Genomic DNA, 23,710 nt, shown 5'->3' on the forward strand with positions numbered 1-23,710 from the left:
CCACGCCGCCGCCGCCGACCCCAACGCCCGCGCCGCCGCGTCCCACACTGCGCCCGACCCCGACCCCGCCGCGGCCCACGCCGCCCCGTCCGTCGCCGCCGACGCCCGAGAAGGCGCGTCCGACGCCGCCGCGACCGACCCCGGCGACGCCCGCCCGGCCTGCGCCGAAACGCGACGAGCCCAGTCTGGATCTGGACGCCCTGGCGGGGCCGACGCGGCCGACCAATAATCGCGGCCGTCCGGCGACGGGTCAGCAGGGTTCAGGGACGGCGTCCCAGGCGACCGGGCCGCAGGTGACGGCCATCTTCAACCAGGTCTATCCGAACTGGGTCCTGCCCTGCGACATCCCCGGCGCCGACCAGCTGCGGATCCAGGTGGAGCTGACCCTTTCGGCCGACGGACGGATCACGCGCGGACCGTCGCTGATCAATCCGCAGTCGTCGTCGGTTTATCGCGCCGCCGCCGACGGCGCGCTCAGGGCGCTGCGCCAGACAGCGCCGTTCGACGTGCCCCAGGGCTTCCCGGGCGGGGCCTATCGCCCGACGTTCAACACGGAGCGGGCCTGCCGGAATCGCTGAGGGTCAGGTGTCGGTGATCAGGTGAAGGGCCGCTCGCCCGTCCCTGACCGCGTCCGGCGACAGGCGTCGATCCAGCGTCGCCAGCCGACCGCTGTTCGAGACGGCCAGAGCCAGCAGATAGGCGTCGGTGATCTGTTCGGGCGTCGTCAGGCCCGATGGATCGAACAGGCGGTCGTCCGCCAGGCTGATGGCGTCCGGCCAGAAGACGTGACCCGGCATGTCCCGCAACAGTTCGAGAATCCGAACGACCTCGGACGGAGGCCCGACCGGATTGCGATAGCGACTGTTGCCGACAATCCGGACCAGGCCGTTTTCGGTTATCGGGCAGGTGGCCCATGACCCTGCGGCCTCGCGCTGAAACCAACCGTTCGCCGTATCGTGAAAGACGTGACGCGGATCGACGAGGGCGATCAGCACATTGACGTCCAGCAGATAGGTCAAGGCAGTTCGTCGCGAAGCGCGTTGACATCCTCTAGCGTGACCATTGGTCCTGGCCGATCCGGCAGAAGGGGAACGCCGTTGCGAAAGCGGATGGTCGTTTCCCGCTTTTGCAGCGCCTGTCGCGCGAGCTCGGACACGACTTCGCCAATCGTGCGGTCTTGATGGACCGCGATAGCTCGTGCGGCGTTCAGCACGTCGTCGTCAATGGCGAGGGTGGTGCGCATGGGTGGAAGATAGTGCATCACGCATCACGCATCAATGTGATTAGGCCGTCCTGAAAGTCGCCCCATTCGGCTTGAAGCTGGCGAATGTCACACGACCCGGCGATAAGGGGCGGCGATCCTTCGATATTTACGGGAGCATTCCATGCGTCTGAACCTTCTTCTGGCCTCGGCCGCCGTCGTGGCGATGAGCGTGTCCTCGGCCCAGGCCCAGGGGCAGACCGCTCCGGCGCAGGCGGGCCAGCCGGTCGAGGTCGAGATCGATCAGGGCGTGCTGAAACCCCTGCAGATCGCCATCGTGCCCTTCACCGGCGATCATGGGGCGGACATTTCCAATGTGGTCAGCGGCAATCTGCGGCGGTCGGGCTTCTTCGAGCCGCTGAACCCCGCCGGCTTCATCGAGACCGGCCTGACCCTGGCCAATGCGCCCAACTTCCCGCAGTGGACCCAGATCGGGGCCCAGGCGGTGCTTTACGGCGGGGTGACGCCGCGCGGCGACGGCCGGCTGGATGTCGGTTTCCGCCTCTATGATCCCTACCGTCAGTGCCAACTGGTCAGCTATCAGTTCACGGCCACCCAGGAGCAATGGCGCCGGATCGCGCACAAGATCTCGGACGTCATCTATCAGCGGATGACCGGCGAGACCGGCTTCTTCGATTCCCGCGTCATCTTCGTCTCGGAAGAGGGGACGCAGTTGAACCGGATCAACCGCCTGACCATCGCCGACCAGGACGGGTTCAATCCCACCTATCTGACCCAGGGCGACGAGATCATCATGTCGCCGCGCTTCTCGACCTCGCAGCCGGACGAGATCACCTATGTGGCGCTGGGCAAGGACTATAGCCGCATCTATCTGCGCAACCTGACCACGGGCCGCACCGAAAGCCTGGGCGAGTTCGACGGCCAGGTCCTGGCGCCGCGCTTCTCGAACGACGGCAACAAGATCGCCTTCTCGATCATCCGGGGCGGCAATACCGACATCTATGTGATGGACCTGCGCAGCCGGCAGCTGTCGCGCCTGACTTCGGATCCCGGCATCGACACCTCGCCCTCCTTCAGCCCGGACGGCAGCCAGATCGTGTTCAACTCGGACCGGTCGGGCCAGGCGCGGCTGTATGTGATGCGGGCCGACGGCTCGGGCCAGCGGCCGATCTCACGCGGCGGCGGCACCTATACGGCGCCGGCCTGGAGTCCGACGGGCAATCTGATCGCTTTCACCAAGAGCGGCGGCGGTCGGTTCTCGACCGGGGTGATGAACGCCGACGGGTCGGGCGAACGCATCCTGTCGTCCAGCTATTTCGAGGAAGGTCCGAACTGGGCCCCCAACGGCCGCTATGTGATGTTCGCGCGCCAGACGCGGGGCGGGGATACGCGGCTGTGGACCGTGGACCTGTCGGGGCGGGTGGTGGCCCAGGCGGGCTACAACGGCCGGGGCACGGACCCTGCCTGGTCGCCGCTGCTGGACACGCCGCCGTCGAACCTGGGCTATGGCCAGGGGGCCGACAGCTGCCCGACCTGAGCCCGTTCGCTCAACAGTGTGTTATTCAGTCTGGCGCTCGAAATCGGGCCTGGGCAAACTATAAGGCCAAGCTTTAGGCCGCCGTCCTAATTTCAAAGTGTCAGGAGACGACCCCATGAAGACTTCCCGCATCATCACCCTGGCCATGGTCGGCTGCGCCGTCGCCGCCATGGCCGCCTGCGCCCGCAAGCCCGTGGAGGGCGCCGTGCCGACCGGTCCAGAAACCGCGCCGACCGGCCCGGCCTATCCGACCGCCCCGACGGGGCCGGTGTCGGGCGGAAACATGGGCGCCGCCGCGCCGGGGACGGAACAGGACTTCGTCGTCAATGTCGGCGACCGCATCTATTTCGACCTGGACTCCTATGACGTCCGTTCGGAAGCCATGCCGCGCCTGGACGCCCAGGCCCAGTGGCTGCAGCGCTATCCGCAGGTCACTGTCCGCATCGAAGGCAACGCCGACGAACGCGGCACCCGCGAATACAACCTGGCCCTGGGCGCCCGCCGCGCCGAGGCCGTTCGCACCTATCTGATCAACCGCGGCGTCCCGGCCGGCCGGATCGACACCATCAGCTACGGCAAGGAGCGTCCGATCGCCGAGGGCTCCAGCGAGGACAGCTGGGCGCGCAACCGCAACGCCCACACAGCCATCGTCTCGGGCGCCCCGCGCTGAGACGACCGACAGGCTGAGACGGATGGAGGCGTCGGCGAAGGCCGGCGCCTCTTTCTTTTTGCCCGCCGGGTGAGCTAGGTGACGCTTGGTTCGATCGGGGGATTGGCGTTTGGATATCGAAGGGGCCGGTGGCGCGATCACCGGGGGATTGATCGCGGGGGCGGTCGAGAAGCCGACAGGGCATGCGGGCGAGGCGGGGCATGGCGTCTGTTCCGACTGCGGCGCGGCGACCAGCGGAAACTTCTGCGCCAACTGCGGCCAGGCGACCCATGTGCACCGCACCCTGCTGCACCTGGGCGAAGAGTTGTTGCACGGGGTCATGCATTTCGACGCCCGCGTCTGGCGGACCCTGCCGCTGCTGGCCTTCAATCCCGGCCGGCTGACGCGGGAATGGGTCGAGGGCAGGCGCACCCGCTATGTGTCGCCGCTGGCGATCTTTCTGTTCACCCTGTTCGTGATGTTCTTCGCGCTGAGCTTCATGCCCCAGCCGTCGGCGCCCGTGGTGCTGGCCGAGGACATTCAGGCGCAGCGTCAGGAACTGGTCGAGGCGGAAAACAGTCTGGCCGAAGTGCGCGCCGAGGCGGCCACGGACCCGTCCGGCATGGCCAGCGTAGGGATCAAGGCGGGCGAGGCCCTGGTGGCCCAGAAGCAGGCCGCGTTGACGCGGCTGGAGACCGAACAGCGCGAGGGGCGGGCCGACGGGCTGAAGCCGGGCAGCTGGCAGGCCAGCATCAAGGACATCGCCTCGGGCGACGATGTTTCGGGCGGCACGACCAAGCTGAAGGTCATGGGCCATGAGGCCGACAAGAACGATCACGGGTTCGGCGCTACAGTGCTGAAAAAACTGCAGAATCCGGACCTGGCGGTCTACAAGCTGCAGCAGACGATGTACAAGTTCGCCTTCCTGCTGGTGCCGTTCTCGATCCCCTTCCTGGCGCTTCTGTTCCTGTGGCGACGGGGCTTCACCCTGTATGACCACGGGGTGTTCGTGCTGTATTCGCTGACCTTCATGGCCCTGCTGCTGATGATCATGGTGCTGGCCGGCACGATCAACAGCGCCCTGGGCGGGTTGGTCGCCATGATCGGTTTCGCCGCCATTCCCGTCCATGTCTTCGCCCAGCTGAAGGGGGCCTACAGTCTGCAGATCTTCTCGGCCCTGTGGCGGACGGTTCTGCTGCTGTTCTTCTGCAACATCGTGGTGGCCCTGTTCATTACGGCCATCGTCTATCTGGGCCTGGGGCACTGACCGCGCCTTGCGGCGGCCCCAAATCGGTGGAACCTAGCGACCCATGACCTTCAAGCTCTCCTTCATGCGCAGCCGCGCCTTCGCCGCCACGGCCGTCGGCCTGGTCCTGATCGCCGGGGGCGCCGTCGCCCAGCAGGCCGCGCCGAACATCATGCAGCCGACCCAGTGGGACAATCGCCGGCTGGAACAGCTGGACCGCAACGTCCGTCGGCTGGAGCGGGCCCTGACCCAGCGCAACGCCGCCGGCCAGCCGGTGCTGGTCGAGCCCGATCCCGAGGTGGTCACCCTGCAGGGACAGTTCGGTCTTCTGAACCAGCGTCTCGGCGATCTGGAGACCACGGTGCGCCGTATCAACGGCGACAATGAGCGGCTGACCTTCCAGCTGGACGAGGCCCAGCGCGACAGCGCCGCCCTGCGCACCCGGCTGCTGGACGCCGAGGCCCGGATCGAGAAGCTGGAGACGGCGGCCGAGCTGAACGCCCCCATCGAAGCCCATTCCCCGACCGGCGACGCGGCCCAGGATCTGGCGGCGGCGGTGCAGTTGATGAGCAGCGACCGGGCGCGCGGCGCGCGGGCGCTTGAAACCGTGGTCGCCGCCTGGCCCGATACGCCCCAGGCGCGCGAGGCCAACTCGCGCCTGGGCGACATCCGCGCATCGTCGAACGACAAGGCGGGCGCCGTGCCCTTTTACGCCGCCGCCCTGAAGGACTGGCCGCGCATCGGCTGGGCCGCCGACACCACGCTGAAACTGGCCGACGCCCTGTTCGCCACCGACCGCAAGACCCAGGGCTGCGCGGCCCTGGGCGAGTTCACGCGCCGCTATGCGCCCGCCGCGTCGGACACGCTGAAGGCCCGCGCGACCCAGATGCGCACCACGGCCGGGTGCAGCTGAGGCCCGAGATCGACGGAACCGATACGGGTCTCGCCGCCCGTCTCTTCGCGCGGCTGGATCGGCGGCTGAGTGCGGACGCCTTTCAGCCGGTCGCCCTGGCCTTGTCGGGCGGGGGAGACTCCATCGCCCTGTTGAGGTTGGCCGCCGCCTGGGCCAAGGCGCGGGGGCGGCCGCTGACGGCCTTGAGCGTCGATCATCGCCTGAACCCGGCCAGCGCCGACTGGACCCGATTCGCGGGCGAGGCGGCGCGGGCGGCGGGCGCCGACTGGCGCGGCCTGGTCTGGGACGGGGACAAACCCGCGACCGGACTGACCGCAGCAGCGCGGACGGCGCGTCATCGGCTGATCGCCGCAGCGGCGCGCGAGATCGGGGCGCGGGTCGTCCTGTTCGCCCATACGGCCGACGACATCGCCGAGGCGGATCTGATGCGGGCCGAGGGCTCGACCCTGGGGCGGGTGCGCGAATGGTCGCCGTCGCCGGTCTGGCCCGAGGGTCGGGGCCTGATGCTGTTGCGGCCCCTGTTGGATGAACGCCGCGAGACCCTGCGGGCCTGGCTGGCCGGCCAGGGGGCGGACTGGATCGAGGACCCGGCTAACGCCGACCCGCGCTTCGGCCGCAGCCGGGCGCGGCAGTCGCTGGCGGGAACAGTTCCGGACGGGGCGGCGGCGGGGCGGGACCGCCTGTCGTCCGAGGGGATCGCGGCGAACCGCGATGGGACGGTGCGGGTCGCGCGCGGCGTGGGGGCCAGGGGGCTGGCGGCGGCCCTGGTCTGCGTCGGCGGCGGGGCCGCGCCGCCGCGCGGGGATCGGCTGGAGCGACTGATGCAGCGGCTGCAGGCGGGTGAGGATTTCGCCGCCGTCCTGTGCGGGGCGCGGGTCGAGGCGGATGGGGAGACGGTACTGCTGATGCGCGAGGCCGGGGAGCTGGCGCGGCGCGCGCCGCCGCCGCTGTTGCTGCATCCCGGCGTCGAAGCGGTATGGGACGGACGGTTCGTCTTTCGGGCGTCGCAGGCCGGTTGGTCGGTCGTGCCGGCGCGGGGGCGGCTGTCGGCCCTGTCGGCTGCAGATCGGGCGACGGTGAACCTGTCGCCTGCGGCGGCGCGCGGCGCGGTCCCCGTCCTGATCCGGGACGGGCAGGCCGGGCCGGTTCTTGCACAGGCCGGGGTCGAACAGCGCGATCTTGTCGCGGAACGGCTCAGGCTGGCGCTGGACGAAACGACGCATGAAGACGATCTGATTGCGTCGCCATGGCGTAACGCAGCCGAAGCGCCTATTTTCGGTGACAGACAATCCAGACCGTGGGCTCAATCCGGGCCGGCGGACGACCGAGGACCTCAATGAACCTGCGAAATCTGGCGATTACGGGCGTTATCATCCTGGCCCTGCTCGCGGCCTACGCCGCCGTGTCGCAAGGCGGAGCCATGACCGGCATGGGCGCCCAGGGCGCTCAGGGCGCCGGCCGCCCCGAACAAATCACCTATTCCCAGCTGGTGCAGCGGGTCGAGGCCGGCGACGTCAAGGAAGCCACCATTCGCGGCGACCAGGTGAACGGCGTCTACAAGAACGACGGCCGCTTCACCGCCACCACCCCCTATCCGAACGAGCAGCTGGTCAACTCCATGCTGGCCGCAAACGTCAACGTCGACGCCAAGACCACGCGCCAGTCGATCTGGATGAGCCTGCTGATGGGCATTCTGCCGATCGCGCTGCTGGTCGGGGTGTGGATCTTCTTCATGCGCCAGATGCAGGGCGGGGCGAAGGGCGCCATGGGCTTCGGCAAGTCCAAGGCCAAGCTTCTGACCGAGCACAAGGGCCGCAAGACCTTCGACGACGTCGCCGGGGTGGACGAGGCCAAGGACGAACTGCAGGAGGTCGTCGATTTCCTGAAGGATCCGGGCAAGTTCCAGCGCCTGGGCGGCAAGATTCCGAAGGGCGCCCTGCTGGTCGGCCCTCCCGGCACCGGCAAGACGCTGCTGGCCCGCGCCGTCGCGGGTGAAGCCGGCGTGCCCTTCTTCTCGATCTCGGGTTCGGACTTCGTCGAAATGTTCGTCGGCGTCGGCGCCAGCCGCGTGCGCGACATGTTCGAGCAGGCCAAGAAAAACGCGCCCTGCATCATCTTCATCGATGAGATCGACGCCGTCGGCCGCCATCGCGGCGCCGGCCTGGGCGGCGGCAACGACGAGCGCGAACAGACGCTGAACCAGCTGCTGGTCGAGATGGACGGGTTCGAGGCCAATGAAGGCATCATCCTGATCGCCGCCACCAACCGTCCCGACGTGCTGGACCCGGCCCTGCTGCGTCCCGGCCGTTTCGACCGTCAGGTGGTGGTGCCCAACCCCGACGTCTCGGGCCGCGAACGCATCCTGCGCGTCCACATGAAGGACGTGCCCCTGGCCGCCGACGTCAACGTCAAGACCATCGCGCGCGGCACGCCCGGCTTCTCGGGCGCCGACCTGGCCAATCTGGTCAACGAGGCGGCCCTGACGGCGGCCCGCAAAGACCGACGCATGGTCACGCACCGCGACTTCGAAGACGCCAAGGACAAGGTCCTGATGGGGTCGGAGCGTCGCTCGATGGCGATGAACGAGGAAGAAAAACGCCTGACCGCCTATCACGAGGCCGGTCACGCCATCGTCGCCATGAACGTCAAGATGGCCGACCCCGTGCACAAGGCGACCATCGTACCGCGCGGCCGCGCCCTGGGCATGGTGATGCAGTTGCCGGAAGGCGACCGCTATTCGATGAAATACCAGCAGATGATCGACCGGATCGCCATCATGGCCGGCGGCCGGGTGGCCGAGGAGCTGATCTTCGGCAAGGAGAACATCACCTCGGGCGCGTCGTCGGACATCGAACAGGCGACCAAGCTGGCGCGGGCCATGGTCACGCGCTGGGGCTTCTCCGAGAAGCTGGGCACCGTGGCCTATGGCGACAATCAGGAGGAGGTCTTCCTAGGCCACTCCGTCGCCCGCAGCCAGAACGTCTCGGAAGAGACGGCCCGCACCATCGACGAAGAGGTCCGACGTCTGGTGTCCTCGGGCTGGGACGAGGCGCGCAAGATCCTGACCGACAAGGCCGATCACCACGAGAAGCTGTCGCAGGCCCTGCTGGAATACGAGACCCTGTCCGGCGAAGAGATCAAGGACCTGCTGGAGAAGGGCGTCGCCCCGAACCGCGACGAGAACAACTTCCCCAACGCCGGGCCTTCGGTCTCGGTGCCGGTGACGCCGGTCTCGGACGGAACCACTGTCGAGATTCCGGTCGCCGCCCCGGCCGCGACCAGCGTGCCGACGGTGCACTGAGCCGAGGCGTCTCCTCCGTCATCCTCGGGTTTGACCCCGGGGATTGGCGTGGGACCGGGCTGTGCTTCGCCCTTGACGCAACGCGGTTGAACATACGGTCCTCGGGTCGAGCCCGAGGATGACGATGGAGAATGGACCCGCCGGGAGAGCGATCTCCCGGCGGGTTTTTCTTTGCCTGCGTCGCCACGCCCATTGCCCCAATCCAGGGGTACCATGAACTAGTTTGCATTACAGACTAGTCTGTGAGATACGGCGTTCTCCAAACGGGAGAGCGTCATGTCGATATCCGAGACGGGTTCAACCGAGCGCCTGCACGGGCTCGACGCGCTGAGAGGCGGGGCCTTGCTTCTGGGCGTGGTGCTTCACGGCTCGATGTCCTTCTTTCCGACCCAGATCTGGATCGTCGGCGACGACCAGCGGTCGGTGTGGGCCAGCGGTCTGTTCTTCGTCATCCACCTGTTCCGGATGACGACCTTCTTCCTGATCGCGGGGCTGTTCGCCCACATGATGATGGGGCGCACGGGGGTGTGGGGGTTCGTGAAGAACCGCCTGGTGCGGATCGCCGCGCCGCTGGCCGTCTTCTGGGGACTGGTGCTGACGGCCATCGTCGTGGTGCTGATCTGGAACGCGGGCCTGCAGGGAATGACGGCCGCCGATGCGCCACCGACGCCGGCATACGACTGGACCAATATTCCGCTGACCCACCTGTGGTTCCTGTGGGCGCTGCTGATCTTCTATGTCGCCCTGCTGCTTCTAAGGGCGCCCTTTGCCGCGCTGGACCGGACCGGCGCCTGGGCGCGCGTGGTCGATAGGGTGACGGCCGGTCTTATAGGCCCGTGGGGACCGTTCGTGCTGGGGGCGCCGCTGGCCTTGGCCCTGTGGTTCCAGCCGAACTGGATCGCCTTCTTCGGCGTGCCGACGCCGGACGCCGGCTTGATCCCCAATACCCCAGCCCTGGTCGGGTTCGGCCTGGCCTTCGGCTTCGGCGCCCTGCTGGACCGCCGACGCGATCTGTTGGCCCGCATACAGGCCTGGTGGCCTGCCTATCTGGGACTGGCGATGGGAGCCGGAACCACGGCCCTGATGCTGGCGGGCGGGCCGGACCCCCATCTGGTCCCCATGACCGATCCGGCGACCAAGGCGATGACGGCGGCGGCCTTCGGGGTCGCCACCTACGCCTCGGCCTTTGCGGCCATGGCCCTGGCGCTGCGGTTCTTTGGGGGACACAGCGCGGCGAGGCGATACGTCGCCGACGCCTCATACTGGATCTACATCGTCCATCTGCCGCTGGTGATGGCGGCCCAGGTGCTGGTTCAGGATTGGGCCATGCCTTGGGCGGTCAAGCTGGGGCTTGTGGTCGGCGGGGTGCTGGCCGTCTCGGTCGCCAGCTATGAGCTGCTGATCCGGCACAGCTTCATGGGCCGCTGGCTGAATGGACGGCGCGTGCCGTGGCGCAAGCCCGTTCCGAACGCCTTCTCTCCCGCCGAATAGCTTGCCAACCCCGGCCGCCGCGTCCATCCGAAGAGGCGCGCCGGCCGCAGAGGAATCATCGATGATCGACACGTCCCGCAGCACGCCCGAAGCCGACCTGGCCTTTCTGAGGTCCATCGTTCAGGGCGGGAATAATCCCAAGGCGACCCTGACCCTGGGCGTGGCCTATCTGGCGGGCGGCCTGTTGTACGGCCTGCAGTGCCTTTTCCACATCGGCCAGGCCGTGGGCTGGATCCGTTGGCCGGGCCTGGCCAATCTGGCCTTTGTGGCCGGGATCACCGTCGCCTTTCTGATCGTGCTGATGTGGGCGGTGCGCGAGGACCGCAAGATCGGGACGGCGGGGCCTATCGTGACCCGGACCCTGAACGCGGCCTTCAGCGGCGCGGGCATGGCCAATCTGGCCATCATCATCGTATTCGGTGTCGGCGCGGCGCGGGACGAGGACTTCGCCATCTGGCTCTATTATCCGGCCATGATCTTCGCCCTCCAGTCGGCGGCCTGGTTCGTGGCCTGGACCCTGAAGAAGAAGGTCTGGATGCTGGCGGCGTCGGTCGGGGCCTGGGTCACGGCGGTCGCCCTGGGCCTGCTGGTACGAGAGCCGATCCTGTATCTGTATGTCTGCACCGCCGCCCTGTTCGCCTTGTTCGCCGGACCGGGCTGGATCATGACGCGCGACGCCCTGCGCGCGCGCGCCGTCGATGCGGACGCCGGCTGATCCATGGGGCTGAACGACCTGGGGCGGATCGACGAGGTCATCCACGGCCGCATGCGGCTGGGGATCATGGTCTATCTGGCCGACGCCGAGGCCGCCGACTTCACCGAGCTGAAGACGGTGCTGGAGGCGACCCAGGGCAATCTGTCGGTCCATATCAAGAAGTTGGAGGAGGCCGGCTATGTCGCCGTGGCCAAGAGCTTCGTGAACAACAAGCCCCTGACGCGGGTGTCGATCACCCCCGAGGGCCGCAAGGCGTTCGGCGTCTATCTGGAGGCGCTGGGCGGGCTGATCGGGCGTTAGTCGCCGCCGGGGGTTTCCGGATCCTCGATCATGACCGGGGTCAGGCGGCGGTCCGCGCCCGATGGATCGGTCCAGGCGATGGTGTGGCCCTCCACAAGGCCGATCAGGCCGGCGCCGACGTAGGACAGGACGGACACCTTGCCCGCGTCGATGTCCGCCTCGTTCGGCAGGACGATCTGGATGCGGCGCGGCTGGGGCGAGCGGCCATCGACATAGTGCAGCCAGCGGTGAAGCGGCGCCGCCCCCTTGGGCCGATCGCCGGGCTCGCAGATGACGGCGCGTTCCAGTTCTTCCTGCAACAGGCCGGCGACGCCTTCAGCGGGCATGTCGCCCACCAGGCGCGACAGGGTCTGGTGATCCTTGGCGCTGAGAAAGATGTCGGGGCGCGAGGGATGCGTGGTTCGGGCGGTGGATTGGGTCATGGTTCGGCTCTTTGATCGCAAACGCCTGCAGACGCGCGTTGCGCGCGTCACATGAAGGCTGAGGATAATCGGGTTTCAGATCGTCGCCCGGAACGGGGCGAAAGGCGCGCGGCCGTTCCGGGTCAGTGGCCTGCGACGAGGCGTCCTGCGTAAGAAAGGCGTCGAGCCTGGCTGACGAGCGGGGTGATCACGTCTAGAGGCTGATCTCATGAAGCGTGAAAGTCAAACCTCGCCGATGTCCGTCTTGTCGCAGGTCATGGGGATCGTGAACGTCACGCCGGACAGTTTCTCGGACGGCGGGCGGTGGGCCTCGACGGCGGCGGCGGTGGATCATGCGCTGCGGCTGGTCGCGCAGGGGGCGGCGGTGCTGGACATCGGGGGCGAGAGCACCCGGCCGGGGGCGGAGCCGGTGGGCGAGGCCGAGGAGATCGACCGGGTCGCGCCGGTGATCGCGGCGGTTCGCGCGCGGTGGGACGGGGCGATCAGCGTTGATACGATGAAGCCGGCCGTGGCCCGCGCCGCCGTCGCCGCCGGGGCGACGATGTGGAACGATGTGACGGCCCTGAGCCAGGCGCCCGATAGTCTGGCGGTCGCGGCCGAACTGGGGTGCGACGTGGTGCTGATGCACATGAAGGGCGAACCGCGCACCATGCAGGCCGACCCCCGCTATGGCGACGTGGTGGCGGAGGTGCGGGATTATCTGCGCGACCGGGCCGAGGCGGCGATGGCGGCGGGGGTGGCGCGGGAGAAGATCTGGCTGGATCCGGGCATAGGGTTCGGCAAGACGCTGGACCACAATATGGCGCTGACGGCGCGGTTGGACGTGCTGGTCGGGCTGGGGTTCCCGGTGCTTTATGCCGCCAGCCGCAAGCGGACCATCCAGGCCATCGATCCCACGGCGGTCGAGGCGACCGACCGGCTGGGCGGCTCGCTGGCCCTGGCGCTGGAGGGGGCGCGGCGCGGGGCGCGGATGGTGCGGGTCCATGACGTGCGCGAGACGGTGCAGGCGCTGAAGGTGCAGGCGGCCGTAGCGGCGGGCTGAAGACCCGCGACGGGACGTCGCGGGCGGTGTAGGGCGGTTTCAGCAACAACCTCGGTCGCCGCCCCATGCCCCTGACCCCCTATATCGCCCCCATCGTCATGCTGGCCCTGTCGAACGTCTTCATGACCTTCGCCTGGTACGGCCATCTGAAGTTCGATCACAAGCCGCTGTGGCTGCTGGTCATGGCCAGCTGGGGCATCGCCTTCTTCGAATACTGGCTGGCGGTGCCGGCCAACCGGATCGGCCATCAGGTCTATTCGGCGGCGGAGCTGAAGACGATGCAGGAGGTGATCACCCTGCTGGTCTTCGCCGGCTTCTCGGTGCTGTACCTGGGCGAAAAGCTGACGGTGAACCATCTGGTCGGGTTCGGCTTCATCGGCCTGGGCGCCTTCTTCATCTTCAAGGGACCGCTTGGGGCGTGAGGCCGCGCTTGTGCGGAACCGCGGGCTGGGCCATCTGGTCGGCATGTCCTGGATCATGTCGATCAATCCGTGGGTGACGCTGGTCGTCGCCGGTCTGCTGGAAGTGCTGTGGGCGTCCGGCCTGAAGAACGTCAGCCTGCAAAGGCCGCTGACGTCGCTGGGCGTGCTGGTCGCCCTGGCCGCCAGCATGGTCCTGCTGTGGGTGGCGACGCAGAAGCTGCCGATCGGGACCGCCTATGCGATCTGGACCGGGATCGGCGCGGTGGGCGCGGCCCTGGTCGGGATCGTGGTCTATGGCGAGCCGGCGACGGCGGTGCGGGCGGTGTGCATCCTGCTGATCGTGGCCGGGATCGTGGGCCTGAAGCTGTTCTCGGGGGCGCACGCATGAGCGGGGTTCACCAGGGGAGGGTGCTGATCCTGGCGGGGTCGGACAGCGGCGGGGGCGCGGGGATTCAGGCCGACATCAAGGCGGTGACGATGATGGGCGGGTTCGCCGCCACGGCGATCACGGCGATCACGGTGCAGAACACCCTGGGGGTCCACGGCGTCCATCCGCTGCCGCTGGAACTGATTGCGGCCCAGGCGCGGGCCGTGCTGGAGGACATCGGGACCGACGCCTTCAAGACCGGCATGCTGGGCTCGGTCGAGGTGGTCGAGACGGTGGCGGCCCTGCTGGACGAGGCCGACGCGCCGGCCGTGGTCGATCCGGTCATGGTGGCCAAGGGCGGCCATCCGCTGCTGCCGGACGCGGCGGTGGAGGCGGTGAGGCGGCTGATGATCCCGCGCGCGGCGCTTCTGACCCCCAATGCGCCCGAGGCCGAGGCCCTGACCGGGCTGGCGGTGCGCGACATCGACGGCCAGAGGCGGGCGGGCGAGGCCCTGCTGGCCATGGGCGCGCGGGCGGTGTTGATGAAGGGCGGCCATGTGGACGGGCCGACGGTGATCGACCTGCTGATGACGGTCGACGGGGAAACGGTGCTGGAGGCCGAACGGATCGACACCCGCCACACCCACGGCACCGGCTGCACCCTGGCGAGCGCGTGCGCGGCGGGCCTGGCCCTGGGGCGGCCGCTGGAGGTCGCGGTGGCGGAAGCCTGGGCCTATGTCGGCGAGGCGATCCGGCGGGCGCCCGGCCTGGGCGGCGGGCATGGGCCGCTGGATCACGGCTGGCCGGTTCGGGGATGAACGACGCCCTGACCGAGGAACTGATCGCTGTCGTCCGCGCCGATCTCGGCCTGATGCACGTCTTGCGGACGGTGCGGGGGCTGGGCCTGCGCGACTGGCGGCTGGTGTCGGGCGCCGTCTATCAGGCGGTGTGGAACGCCCGGACGGGTCGGCCGGCGGGATACGGGATCAAGGACTATGACCTGGCCTATTTCGACGGCGCCGACCTGTCCTACGAAGCCGAGGACGTCGTGATCAAACAGGTCGCCGCCGCCTTCGACGAACCCTTCCGCAGCCAGGTCGAGGTCCGCAATCAGGCGCGGGTGCACCTGTGGTTCCAGAACCGGTTCGGCGAGCCCTATGCGCCCTTGCACTCGACCGACGAAGCCCTGGGCCGGTTCGTGGCTCCGACCTTCGCCGTCGGGGTGCGGCTGGAGGCGGACGACACGATCACCGTGGCGGCGCCCTTTGGGCTGGAGGATGTGTTCGCCATGGTCGTCCGGCCGAACCCGAACCGGCCGCTGGCCAAGGGCTGGGCCAAGACGATTGAGAATGCGCGGGGGCGGTGGCCGGAGTTGAGCGTGGTCGAACCGGCTTAGGCGCCATCCACAGTCCTGCCGCCGCCGTATCAGGCCCATGACCCTGACCGACATCCTCATTCTGCTGGGACTGAACCTGGCTCTGATCGTGGCCGTGATGCTCGGCCTGTGGCTGGTCGCCCTGAGGCTGAAGGACGTCAGTTTCATCGATGCGGTCTGGCCGTTGGGCATGTTGCTGCTGGCCCTGGCGACCCTGCCGCGCGCCGACGGCGATCCGGCGCGCAAGGGGCTGCTGGTCGGGCTGTGCGCGGTCTGGGCGCTGCGGCTGGGCTGGCACCTGTTCCGGCGCTGGCGGGCCAGTGGGGCGGACGGGCGGTATGTGCAAATCGTCGAGGATCAGGAACGGAACAAGGGCTGGTCGTTCGCCAAGACGGCGCTGTTGTTCGTGTTTCTGCCCCAGGCCGTGCTGGCCTGGCTGACGTCGCTGCCGGTGCAGTTGGGACAGGCGGCGGCCCAGCCGGGGTTGGGCGTGATCGCCGGGGTCGGGGCGGTGCTGGCTGTGGTTGGGATCGTGTTCGAGAGCGTCGGCGACGCCCAGTTGGCGGCGTTCAAGCGCGATCCGGCGAACAAGGGCCGGGTGCTGGACACCGGCCTGTGGCGCTATACGCGGCATCCGAACTATTTCGGCGACGCCTGCGTCTGGTGGGGGCTGTGGCTGATCGCGGCCGAGACGGGCGTCGGCCTGTGGTCGATCGCGGGGCCGATCTTCCTGACTTTCACCCTGACGCGCTGGTCGGGGATCGGGATTACCGAGAAGGCGATCAACAAGTCGCGGCCGGGATATGCGGACTATGTGAAGCGGACGAGTGCGTTTGTGCCGTGGCCGCCGAAGGCGGGTTAAGGCGCAAAAAGCCCCCGCCGCGAACGACGGGGGCCGATAGGCGCCGACCTTAGTTGGTGGTCGGGGTGTTGTTGGTGGTCATGCCGCCGTCGGCGTTGCCGCCCTGTTGCTCGATCTGGTCGGCCTTGCGGTCGGCGTTGTCCTCGACCTGGTCGGCCTGGCGGTTCAGGGCGTCTTCCTGGGCGTCGGTCGGGGCGGCGTCGGCCTGGGCTTCCAGCTGGTCGGCGCGGGCTTCACCCGTGGCCTCGACGGCGTCGGCACGGCTTTCGGCTGCCTTGTCGGCGGCGCTTTCACCGCAGGCGGCGACGCCCGACAGGACGAACAGCGAGGCGGCGGCGATGGCGAACTTTTTCATGGCGTTTCCTTCCGTTTTTGGAGCGGAGGAAACGTCACGGCGGCGGATGGGTTCACGCCGCCGTGATAATTTTCGAGACGATCAGTTCTCGGCTTCGGCGAAGGCGACCCGCGCGGCGCCCAGAAGCGCGGCGTGTTTGTGCATGATCACCTTGGTCGGAATGTCGGCCATATAGTCCTTGAACCGGCCCTTGCGCTCGAACCGCTGGCGGAAGGGGCTGGCCTTGATGAAGGGCAGGATGCGCGGGACGATGCCGCCGGCGATATAGACGCCGCCGCGCGCGCCCGTGGTCAGGGCGATGTCGCCGGCGACCGCGCCCAGGATGGCGCAGAAACGGGCCAGGGTGGCGCCGCACGGGCTGTTGGGATCCTTCATCGCCGTTTCGGTGATCTGGGCCGGGTCGTCGATATGGGTCTCGCGACCGTCGATCTCGGCAAGCGCCCGGTGCATGTTCAGCAGGCCGGGGCCGCAGATCAGGCGTTCGATGGAGACCCGATCATAGCGGCGGCGCAGGATGCGCAGGATCTCGTCCTCGACCGGATCGCCGGGGGGGAAGCAGGCGTGGCCGCCTTCCGACGGCATGGCCATTTCCCTGTCGTGGGCGTCGCGCACCAGGGCGGCGACACCGAAGCCGGTGCCGGGGCCCAGGACCGCCACGGTCGAATGGGGGTCGCCGTCTACAGGACCGCCCAGGCTTTCCAGCTGGTCTTCCGGCACCACGGGGGCGCCCCAGGCCAGGGCCTCGAAGTCGTTGATCAGCTTGACCGGCTTCAGGCCCAGGGTCTGAAGCTCGCTTTCGGACACCTGCCAGGGCGAGTTGGTCAGGTCGATGGCGCCGTCGGTGACGGGGCCGGCCACGGCGATGACGCCGCCGGTCGGCTTGACCTCGCAGCCCTCGATGAAGGCGGCGACGCCTTCCAGGAAGGTCGGATAGGTCTCGGCCGGGAAGCTTTCGTGGTGGTCCAGCACAGGCTTGCCGTCCACCATACGGGCGACGGCGAACCGGGCGTTGGTGCCGCCGACGTCACCGACGAGGAGGGTCTTGTCATTCATGAGGCGTTTCCTGGGTCGGTGCGGCGGATCAGGCGTCCACGGTCCGGTCGACGAAGTTCGGATCGGGAGGCGTGTCCGTATGCGATTGGGCGCCGCTAGGGAAGGCGAAGCAGACGGTCGCGCCTTCTTCAGCGGTGGTGACGACGTGGCGGAAGGCCCCGAACAGTTCGCGGCCATAGCCCCAGGCCGTGCCGGCGGCGTTGGCGTCGCCGCGAGCGGCGGCGGGACGGGCGGACAGGTCGTCGACGCCCACCGTGGTCAGAACCCCGGCCTCGGCGTCCAGACGGATGATGTCGCCGTCCTTGACATGGGCCAGGGGGCCGCCGGCCAGTGCCTCAGGCGAGACGTGAATGGCGGCGGGGGTCTTGCCGCTGGCGCCCGACATGCGGCCGTCGGTGACGAAGGCGACCTTGAACCCCTTGTCCTGAATGATCGACAGGGCGGGCGACAGGCTGTGCAGTTCCGGCATGCCGTTGGCCTTGGGGCCCTGGAAGCGCAGGACCACCACGACGTCGCGGTAAAGCTTACCGTCCTTGAAGGCTTGCAGCGCGTCTTCCTGGGTCTCGAAGACGGCGGCGGGGGCCTCGACGATGCGGTTCTCGGGCTTGACCGCCGAGATCTTGATGACCGCGCGGCCCAGATCGCCCTTGACCAGGCGCAGACCGCCCTCCTTGTCGAAGGGGTTGGAGGCGGGGCGCAGGATGTCGAGGTCCAGGCTTTCCTTGACCCCGTCGCGCCAGACCAACTGGCCGTCCACCATCGACGGCTCCTGGAAATAGGGCTCGATGCCCTTGCCCATGATGGTGGTGACGTCGGAGTGGATGTGGCCGGCCTGGGCCAGTTCGCGGGCCACGAAGGCGACGCCGCCGGCGGCCTGGAAGGCGTTCACATCGGCCGAGCCGTTGGGATAGACGCGGGCCAGCAGGGGAGTGACGGACGACAGCTCGTCCATGTCGGTCCAGTCGATCAGCACGCCCGCGGCCCGCGCCATGGCGACCAGGTGGATGGCGTGGTTGGTCGAGCCGCCGGTGGCCAGCAGGGCGACGATGGCGTTGACGATGGACTTCTCGTCGATGACGTCGGCCATGCGGCTCTCGCCGCTGCGGGCCAGTTCGACGGCGCGCTGGGCGGCGGCGGCGGTCAGGGCGTCGCGCAGGCCGGTGTCCGGATGGACGAAGGCGGTCGAGGGCATGTGCAGGCCCGCCAGCTCCATCATCATCTGATTGGAGTTGGCCGTGCCGTAGAAGGTGCAGGTGCCGGGCGAGTGATAGGAGCCGATCTCGCTTTCCAGCAGGGTCTGGCGATCGACCTTGTTCTGGGCGTACTCGGCGCGGACGCGGGCCTTTTCGGCGTTCGGAATGCCCGAGGGCATGGGGCCGGCGGGGGCGAAGACGACGGGCAGGTGGCCGAAGGCCAGGGCACCCATGAACAGGCCGGGCACGATCTTGTCGCAGACGCCCAGCATCAGGGCGGCGTCGAACGCGTCATGCGTCAGGGCGACGCCGGTGGACATGGCGATGACGTCGCGGCTGAACAGCGACAGCTCCATGCCGGGGCGGCCCTGGGTGACGCCATCGCACATGGCGGGGGTGCCGCCGGCGACCTGAGCCGTGGCGCCGACCTGACGCACCGCCTCGCGCACTACGCCGGGGAAGCGCTCGAACGGCTGGTGGGCCGAGAGCATGTCGTTATAGGCGGTGACGATGCCCAGATTGGGCTTGGACCCGTCCATCGAAGTGAGTTTGTCGGCGATGGTCTGGCCGGCGAAGGCGTGGGCCCAGTTGGCGCAGCTCAGCTTGGCGCGGCCGGTCCCGCTGTCGCGGGCGGCGTCCATGCGACGGATGTAGTCGGCGCGGGTGGCGCGGCTTTTCTCGACGATCCGGGCGGTGACCGCGGCCACCGTGGGGTGCAGGGTCATGTCAGCTGGCTTCCGTGTACAGAACTTCGAGGGGGACGCCCGCGGCGATCAGGGCGGCGATGGGCTGGATCTTGGGATCGCCCTGGGCCTCCTGTTCGAAGACGCGGCGTTTGGCGGCGCCCTTCAGGCCCAGGATCACCCGGCCGGCGGACATCAGGTAGGCCAGGTTGATCGACAGGCGCTCGAGGGTCGGCGCCGCGCCGTCGCGGCCGTGGGGCACGCCCAGGACGGTCGGCTTCAGCGTCGGGGTCAGCAGGGTCTTCAGGGTGGGGCTGTTGGGGAACATGGAGCAGATATGGCCATCCTCCCCCATGCCGAGAAGGACCGCGTCGAAACGACCGCCTTCCGCCGCCAGGGCATGGGCGGCGACGGCGGCGGCGCGGTCCACCGTGACCTCGGGCGTATAGAGGGGGATGAAGCGGCCGGCGGCGGCCTTGTCCTGCAGCAGGACGTCGCGGATCAGCCGGGCGTTGGACTCAGGGGAGGTCTCGGGGACGTAGCGTTCGTCAACCAGGGTGACGGCGATCTTGGCCCAGTCCAGATCTGTCGCCGCCAGGCGGCGATAGACGGGGGCGGGGGTCGAGCCGCCGGGGCCGGCGAAGACGGCCCGGCCGTTGTCGCGAACGGCGGCGCCCAGGGTCTCGGACAGGCGCACGGCGATGGCCTCGGCCCAGGCGTCGACGGTGGGGAAGGTTTCGATCACAGGCGTCTCAGACATCGGTGGTGTTCCATTCGCGGCCGGTGCGCATCATCAGCATGTCGGCGCTGTCCGGGCCCCAGGTTCCGGCGACATATTCGTCGGGCTTCTGGCCGGACTCGGCCCAGGCCTCGGCGACCTCGTCCACCCATTTCCAGGCCTGTTCGGCTTCGTCGCGGCGGACGAACAGGGTGGAGTCGCCGTGCATGGCGTCTAGCAGAAGACGCTCATAGGCGATGCGGCGGCGCGGCGGGGCGGCGCTCTTGCCGTCGACGCCCCACGACAGGCTCATGGTGATGGGCTGGAGCTGCATCCGCTTGTCCAGGCCGGGGCGCTTGTTCATCACCGTCAGCGAGATGTCTTCCTCGGGCTGAAGCTCGATGATCATGCGGTTGGCCGGGGCCTCGCCCTCTTCGTTGTCGAAGATGGAGTGGGGGACGGGCTTGAACTGGATGACGATCTCGGTGCGCTTCTCCGGCAGCCGCTTGCCGGTCCGCATGAAGAAGGGCACGCCGGCCCAGCGCCAGTTGTCGATGTCGGCGCGGATGGCGACGAAGGTCTCGGTGTCGGAGTCGGCGCCGCGTTCCTCATCATAGCCCTTGGCCGGCTTGCCCTCGGACACGCCCGCCACATACTGGCCGCGCACGGTGACGCGTTCCGCATCCTCGTGGGTGATGGGGCGCAGGGACCGCAGCACCTTGACCTTTTCGTTGCGCAGCGATTCCGGATCCAGGTCCGACGGCGGCTCCATGGCCACCAGGCACAGCAGCTGGAGCATGTGGTTCTGGAGCATGTCGCGCAATGCTCCGTATTCGTCGTAATAGGGCCAGCGGTCGCCGACGCCCACCGTCTCGCCGATGGTGATCTGGACGTGGTCGATGGTCAGATTGTTCCACAGCGGCTCGAAGATGGTGTTGCCGAAACGAAGCGCCGTCAGGTTCTGGACCGTCTCCTTGCCCAGATAGTGGTCGATGCGGAACACCTGGTCCTCGCGGAAGGCGTGGGCCACGGCGTCGTCGATCTCGAGGAAGGACTTGAGGTCGCGGCCGACCGGCTTTTCCAGCACGATGCGGCAGTTGCGCTCGGCTAGGCCGGCCGTCTTCATCGCCGTGACGATGCGGCCGTACAGCGACGGCGACACGGCCAGGAAGGAGGTGACCTCGTCGTCCCCGACGCGGTCCTTCAAGCCCTTGAGGCTGGCGGGGTCGGTGGCGTCCACGGCCAGATAGTCGAGGCGGGCTTTCATCTCGGCCCAGCTATGGTCGTCCCAGGCCTTGTCCGCCTCGGCCTTGGCCTTCACCGCGTCATGGACCTTGGCCACATATTCGTCTGGCGTTTCCTCGGACCGGGCCGCGCCGATGATCTTCAGGCCCTCGGGCAGGAGGCCGTCATGCTCCAGGAAATAGAGCGACGGCAAAAGCATGCGCATCGCCAGATCGCCGCCGCCGCCGAACAGAATGAGAGCCGCCATCGCAATTTCCTCGATCATCCCCTGGGCGGGAACGCACGTCCTTAGGGTTCGGCCTCGTCTTGGTCGGGCCTTAGCCGGGGGCTTTGCCCGCTTCCGCACGCGAGGCCAACACGTCCAGCACGTCCTGAAACACCATGTTACGGGCGTGGAGAAGGACCAACAGGTGATACACCAGATCGGCCGCCTCGCTGGCAAGTTCCTCGTCCGGACCGGCGACGCCGGCCAAGGCGGTCTCCACGCCCTCCTCGCCGACCTTCTGCGCGATGCGTTTGACGCCCTGGGCCATCAGTTTGGCGGTCCAGCTTTCGGACGGATCTGCGGCGGCGCGTTCGACGATGGTCTGTTCCAGCCGGGCGATACGGCCCAGGCCCGGCGCGTCGGCGTCGCCGAAACAGCTGGTGCGGTGCAGGTGGCAGGCGTCGCCGACCGGATTGACCGCCAGCACCAGGGCGTCGCTGTCGCAGTCGGCCGTGATCCCGACGACATAAAGCCGGTCGCCCGAGGTCTCGCCCTTGCGCCAGCGTCCGCCGCGCGAGCGGGAGAAGAAGGTGGCCTCCTTGGACGCGAGCGTCTCGTCCAGGGCCGCGCGGTCCATATAGGCCAGGGTCAGGACCTGGAGCGTGGCGGCGTCCTGCACCACGACGGGAACCAGGCCGGCGCCTTTTTCGAAATCGATGGTGGTGGGGTCGATCATGGGATCCTCTCCTCAAAAATCCTCCCCCTCTGGGGGAGGGGGACCGCCCGAAGGGTGGTGGAGGGGGTAAGGGCGTGCGGGGTGTGGAACGTCGGGCGGCAGCGCGCGGGCGGGCCCCCTCCACCACCGCGCAAGAGGCGCGGCGCTCCCCCTCCCCCAGGGGGGGAGGATTTCGGGGTGGGGGTCACAATCTCATCTCCAGGCATTCGCCCGCCAGATAGGCCTTGAGGTCCGGGATGGCGATGGCGCCGGTGTGGAAGACGCTGGCGGCCAGGGCGCCGGAGACGTCCGACTGTTCGAACACGGCCTTGAAATGCTCGGGGGCGCCGGCGCCGCCCGAAGCGATCAGGGGGATGGTCAGTCGCGCGCGGGCGGCGGACAGCTGTTCGACATCATAGCCTTTGCGCACCCCGTCCTGGTCGATGCAGTTCAGCACGATCTCGCCGGCCCCGAGGCCTTGCGCCTCATCCAGCCAGTCCAGAGTGCGCTTGCCGGCGCGGCGGCGCGCGTCGGGATCGCCGGTGTATTTGTGGACCACCCATTCGCCGTCCTCCAGTCGACTGTCGACGCCGACGACGACGCACTGGCTGCCCAGCCGTGCGGCCATGTCGGCGATCAGTTCGGGGCGTTCCAGGGCGGGAGAGTTGATCGACACCTTGTCCGCGCCGTGATCCAGGCAGCGGGCGGCCTGATCGACGCTGCGGATGCCGCCGGCGACGCAGAAGGGGATGTCCAGCAGCCGGGCGATGTCCTTGATCCAGCCATAGTCCAGCGTCCGGCCCTCGGGGCTGGCGGTGATGTCGTAGAAGACCAGTTCGTCGGCGCCCGCATCGCGGTATCGGGCAGCCAGTTCGGCGGCGTCGCCCATGTCGGTGTGGCCGACGAACTTGACGCCCTTGACCACCCGGCCGTCCTTGACGTCCAGGCAGGGGATTATCCGTCGGGCGGTCACTGGACCGCCCTCTTGTCTGGAGAATGGGCAGTCATGCCGCCGTCGCTATGGCTTCGGGCAGGGTGAAACGGTTCTCATACAGGGCGCGGCCGACGATGGCGCCGTTGCAGCCCAGCGACTTGACCGCCGCGAGATCCTCCAGCGACGAGACGCCGCCCGAGGCCTGCAGAACCAGATCCGGGCGGCGGCGGCGGATTTCGGCCAGCAGTTCCAGATTGGGGCCGGTCATGGCGCCGTCACGGCCGACGTCGGTGACCAGCAGATGTTTGGCCGTCCCCTTGGGATAACGATCCAGCGCCTCCCACAGGGTGACGCCCGACGACTGGGTCCAGCCCTTCAGGGCTGGCACGGGCACGCCGTCCTCGATCTTGACGTCCAGGGCCAGGGTGATGTGCTCGACGCCGAAGCCCTTGAGCCAGGCGGCGACGTCGTTGGGCTGGGTCACCGCCAGCGAGCCGACGACGACGCGCGACACGCCCGCGTCAAGCAGCTTGGCCACGTCATTGGCCCCGCGGACGCCGCCGCCGGACTGGATCTTGACCTGGATGGCCTTGGTCAGGTCGCCGATCAGGGCGTGCTGCATGGCCTCGCCGGCCTCGGCGCCGTCCAGATCGACGATGTGAATCCACTCGGCGCCCTCGGCCGCGAAGGCGCTGAGGCGGGCGGCGGGCTGTTCGTCATATTGCGTCACCTGGTCGAACTTGCC

General features: G+C 68.5%; 27 protein-coding genes. 16 read left to right on the forward strand and 11 right to left on the reverse strand.

What is annotated here, in order from left to right; all coding sequences use genetic code 11:
- Positions 1-578 (forward strand): hypothetical protein (locus Q7J26_RS14380; protein WP_304937085.1); only part of this gene is annotated, 578 nt, incomplete at its 5' end.
- A 3-nt stretch (positions 579-581) separates the two neighbouring features.
- Here Q7J26_RS14380 and Q7J26_RS14385 read toward each other — a convergent pair.
- Positions 582-1,019 carry a TA system VapC family ribonuclease toxin gene (locus Q7J26_RS14385; protein WP_304937086.1) on the reverse strand — a complete coding sequence of 146 codons (438 nt, stop codon included), beginning with the start codon at positions 1,017-1,019 and terminating at the stop codon, positions 582-584.
- Complete coding sequence (locus Q7J26_RS14390) at positions 1,016-1,243, reverse strand: CopG family transcriptional regulator (RefSeq protein WP_304937087.1); 228 nt, start codon at positions 1,241-1,243, stop codon at positions 1,016-1,018. The genes Q7J26_RS14385 and Q7J26_RS14390 overlap by 4 nt, the downstream gene beginning before the upstream one ends.
- A gap of 142 nt (positions 1,244-1,385) precedes the next feature.
- On the opposite strand from Q7J26_RS14390, the gene tolB reads away from it, so the two are divergent.
- From tolB to Q7J26_RS14435, 9 genes are all read left to right on the forward strand, one after another.
- Complete coding sequence (tolB, locus tag Q7J26_RS14395) at positions 1,386-2,759, forward strand: Tol-Pal system beta propeller repeat protein TolB (RefSeq protein WP_304937088.1); 1,374 nt, start codon at positions 1,386-1,388, stop codon at positions 2,757-2,759.
- A gap of 115 nt (positions 2,760-2,874) precedes the next feature.
- The gene (pal, locus tag Q7J26_RS14400) at positions 2,875-3,429 is read left to right on the forward strand and encodes a peptidoglycan-associated lipoprotein Pal (protein WP_304937089.1); all 555 of its coding nucleotides are present in this window, start codon (positions 2,875-2,877) and stop codon (positions 3,427-3,429) included.
- 109 nt (positions 3,430-3,538) lie between these two features.
- Entirely contained in the window at positions 3,539-4,675 is a 1,137-nt protein-coding gene (locus Q7J26_RS14405; protein ID WP_304937090.1) for a DUF3667 domain-containing protein, read from the forward strand.
- Between the two features lie 43 nt (positions 4,676-4,718).
- Positions 4,719-5,567, forward strand: a complete 849-nt coding sequence (locus Q7J26_RS14410; RefSeq protein ID WP_304937091.1) for a tol-pal system YbgF family protein — start codon at positions 4,719-4,721, stop codon at positions 5,565-5,567.
- Positions 5,558-6,907 (forward strand): tRNA lysidine(34) synthetase TilS, encoded by a 1,350-nt coding sequence (tilS, locus tag Q7J26_RS14415; protein WP_304937092.1) that lies wholly within the window; start codon positions 5,558-5,560, stop codon positions 6,905-6,907. Before Q7J26_RS14410 ends, tilS begins: the two co-directional genes overlap by 10 nt.
- Positions 6,904-8,868 carry an ATP-dependent zinc metalloprotease FtsH gene (gene ftsH, locus Q7J26_RS14420; protein ID WP_304937093.1) on the forward strand — a complete coding sequence of 655 codons (1,965 nt, stop codon included), beginning with the start codon at positions 6,904-6,906 and terminating at the stop codon, positions 8,866-8,868. Before tilS ends, ftsH begins: the two co-directional genes overlap by 4 nt.
- A gap of 276 nt (positions 8,869-9,144) precedes the next feature.
- Positions 9,145-10,359, forward strand: coding sequence for an acyltransferase family protein (locus Q7J26_RS14425; RefSeq protein ID WP_304937094.1), 1,215 nt, complete (start codon positions 9,145-9,147; stop codon positions 10,357-10,359).
- 61 nt (positions 10,360-10,420) lie between these two features.
- Positions 10,421-11,074 carry a hypothetical protein gene (locus tag Q7J26_RS14430; RefSeq protein WP_304937095.1) on the forward strand — a complete coding sequence of 218 codons (654 nt, stop codon included), beginning with the start codon at positions 10,421-10,423 and terminating at the stop codon, positions 11,072-11,074.
- 3 nt (positions 11,075-11,077) lie between these two features.
- Entirely contained in the window at positions 11,078-11,374 is a 297-nt protein-coding gene (locus tag Q7J26_RS14435; RefSeq protein ID WP_304937096.1) for a transcriptional regulator, read from the forward strand.
- Here the strand turns inward: Q7J26_RS14435 and Q7J26_RS14440 are convergent.
- Positions 11,371-11,796, reverse strand: a complete 426-nt coding sequence (locus Q7J26_RS14440) for a GreA/GreB family elongation factor (protein ID WP_304937097.1) — start codon at positions 11,794-11,796, stop codon at positions 11,371-11,373. The two genes, Q7J26_RS14435 and Q7J26_RS14440, sit on opposite strands and share 4 nt — an antisense overlap.
- 208 nt (positions 11,797-12,004) lie before the next feature.
- On the opposite strand from Q7J26_RS14440, the gene folP reads away from it, so the two are divergent.
- From folP to Q7J26_RS14470, 6 genes are all read left to right on the forward strand, one after another.
- On the forward strand, positions 12,005-12,838 hold the full coding sequence (gene folP, locus Q7J26_RS14445; protein ID WP_304937098.1) for a dihydropteroate synthase: 834 nt from the start codon (positions 12,005-12,007) through the stop codon (positions 12,836-12,838).
- A gap of 65 nt (positions 12,839-12,903) precedes the next feature.
- Positions 12,904-13,260 carry a DMT family protein gene (locus tag Q7J26_RS14450; RefSeq protein ID WP_287929888.1) on the forward strand — a complete coding sequence of 119 codons (357 nt, stop codon included), beginning with the start codon at positions 12,904-12,906 and terminating at the stop codon, positions 13,258-13,260.
- Positions 13,261-13,303: 43 nt separating this feature from the next.
- Positions 13,304-13,648 carry a multidrug efflux SMR transporter gene (locus tag Q7J26_RS14455; protein ID WP_287929905.1) on the forward strand — a complete coding sequence of 115 codons (345 nt, stop codon included), beginning with the start codon at positions 13,304-13,306 and terminating at the stop codon, positions 13,646-13,648.
- Positions 13,645-14,445: a bifunctional hydroxymethylpyrimidine kinase/phosphomethylpyrimidine kinase gene (thiD, locus tag Q7J26_RS14460; RefSeq protein WP_304937099.1), complete on the forward strand. Its 801-nt coding sequence runs from the start codon at positions 13,645-13,647 to the stop codon at positions 14,443-14,445. The genes Q7J26_RS14455 and thiD overlap by 4 nt, the downstream gene beginning before the upstream one ends.
- On the forward strand, positions 14,442-15,023 hold the full coding sequence (locus tag Q7J26_RS14465) for a nucleotidyltransferase family protein (RefSeq protein ID WP_304937100.1): 582 nt from the start codon (positions 14,442-14,444) through the stop codon (positions 15,021-15,023). The genes thiD and Q7J26_RS14465 overlap by 4 nt, the downstream gene beginning before the upstream one ends.
- A gap of 37 nt (positions 15,024-15,060) precedes the next feature.
- Positions 15,061-15,864 carry a DUF1295 domain-containing protein gene (locus tag Q7J26_RS14470; RefSeq protein ID WP_304937101.1) on the forward strand — a complete coding sequence of 268 codons (804 nt, stop codon included), beginning with the start codon at positions 15,061-15,063 and terminating at the stop codon, positions 15,862-15,864.
- A gap of 49 nt (positions 15,865-15,913) precedes the next feature.
- Here the strand turns inward: Q7J26_RS14470 and Q7J26_RS14475 are convergent, their stop codons facing one another.
- The 8 genes from Q7J26_RS14475 to Q7J26_RS14510 form a co-directional block, all read right to left on the reverse strand.
- Positions 15,914-16,219: a hypothetical protein gene (locus Q7J26_RS14475; RefSeq protein ID WP_304937102.1), complete on the reverse strand. Its 306-nt coding sequence runs from the start codon at positions 16,217-16,219 to the stop codon at positions 15,914-15,916.
- An 81-nt stretch (positions 16,220-16,300) separates the two neighbouring features.
- Positions 16,301-17,272 (reverse strand): glucokinase, encoded by a 972-nt coding sequence (gene glk / locus Q7J26_RS14480; RefSeq protein WP_304937103.1) that lies wholly within the window; start codon positions 17,270-17,272, stop codon positions 16,301-16,303.
- A gap of 28 nt (positions 17,273-17,300) precedes the next feature.
- A complete protein-coding gene (gene edd, locus Q7J26_RS14485; protein ID WP_304937104.1) occupies positions 17,301-19,190 on the reverse strand; it encodes a phosphogluconate dehydratase in 1,890 nt (629 codons plus the stop codon).
- Position 19,191: 1 nt separating this feature from the next.
- A complete protein-coding gene (gene pgl, locus Q7J26_RS14490; protein ID WP_304937105.1) occupies positions 19,192-19,908 on the reverse strand; it encodes a 6-phosphogluconolactonase in 717 nt (238 codons plus the stop codon).
- Positions 19,901-21,358: a glucose-6-phosphate dehydrogenase gene (gene zwf, locus Q7J26_RS14495; RefSeq protein ID WP_304937106.1), complete on the reverse strand. Its 1,458-nt coding sequence runs from the start codon at positions 21,356-21,358 to the stop codon at positions 19,901-19,903. The genes pgl and zwf overlap by 8 nt, the downstream gene beginning before the upstream one ends.
- A 70-nt stretch (positions 21,359-21,428) precedes the next feature.
- Positions 21,429-22,052, reverse strand: coding sequence for a bifunctional phosphoribosyl-AMP cyclohydrolase/phosphoribosyl-ATP diphosphatase HisIE (gene hisIE, locus Q7J26_RS14500; protein ID WP_304937107.1), 624 nt, complete (start codon positions 22,050-22,052; stop codon positions 21,429-21,431).
- A 184-nt stretch (positions 22,053-22,236) separates the two neighbouring features.
- Positions 22,237-23,004, reverse strand: coding sequence for an imidazole glycerol phosphate synthase subunit HisF (hisF, locus tag Q7J26_RS14505; protein ID WP_304937108.1), 768 nt, complete (start codon positions 23,002-23,004; stop codon positions 22,237-22,239).
- A 31-nt stretch (positions 23,005-23,035) separates the two neighbouring features.
- The coding region (locus Q7J26_RS14510; protein WP_304937109.1) for a 1-(5-phosphoribosyl)-5-[(5-phosphoribosylamino)methylideneamino] imidazole-4-carboxamide isomerase at positions 23,036-23,710 on the reverse strand (675 nt) is incomplete at its 5' end.

Origin of the sequence: Brevundimonas sp., from assembly GCF_030656255.1 — a bacterium.
Taxonomy (GTDB): Bacteria; Pseudomonadota; Alphaproteobacteria; order Caulobacterales; family Caulobacteraceae; genus Brevundimonas.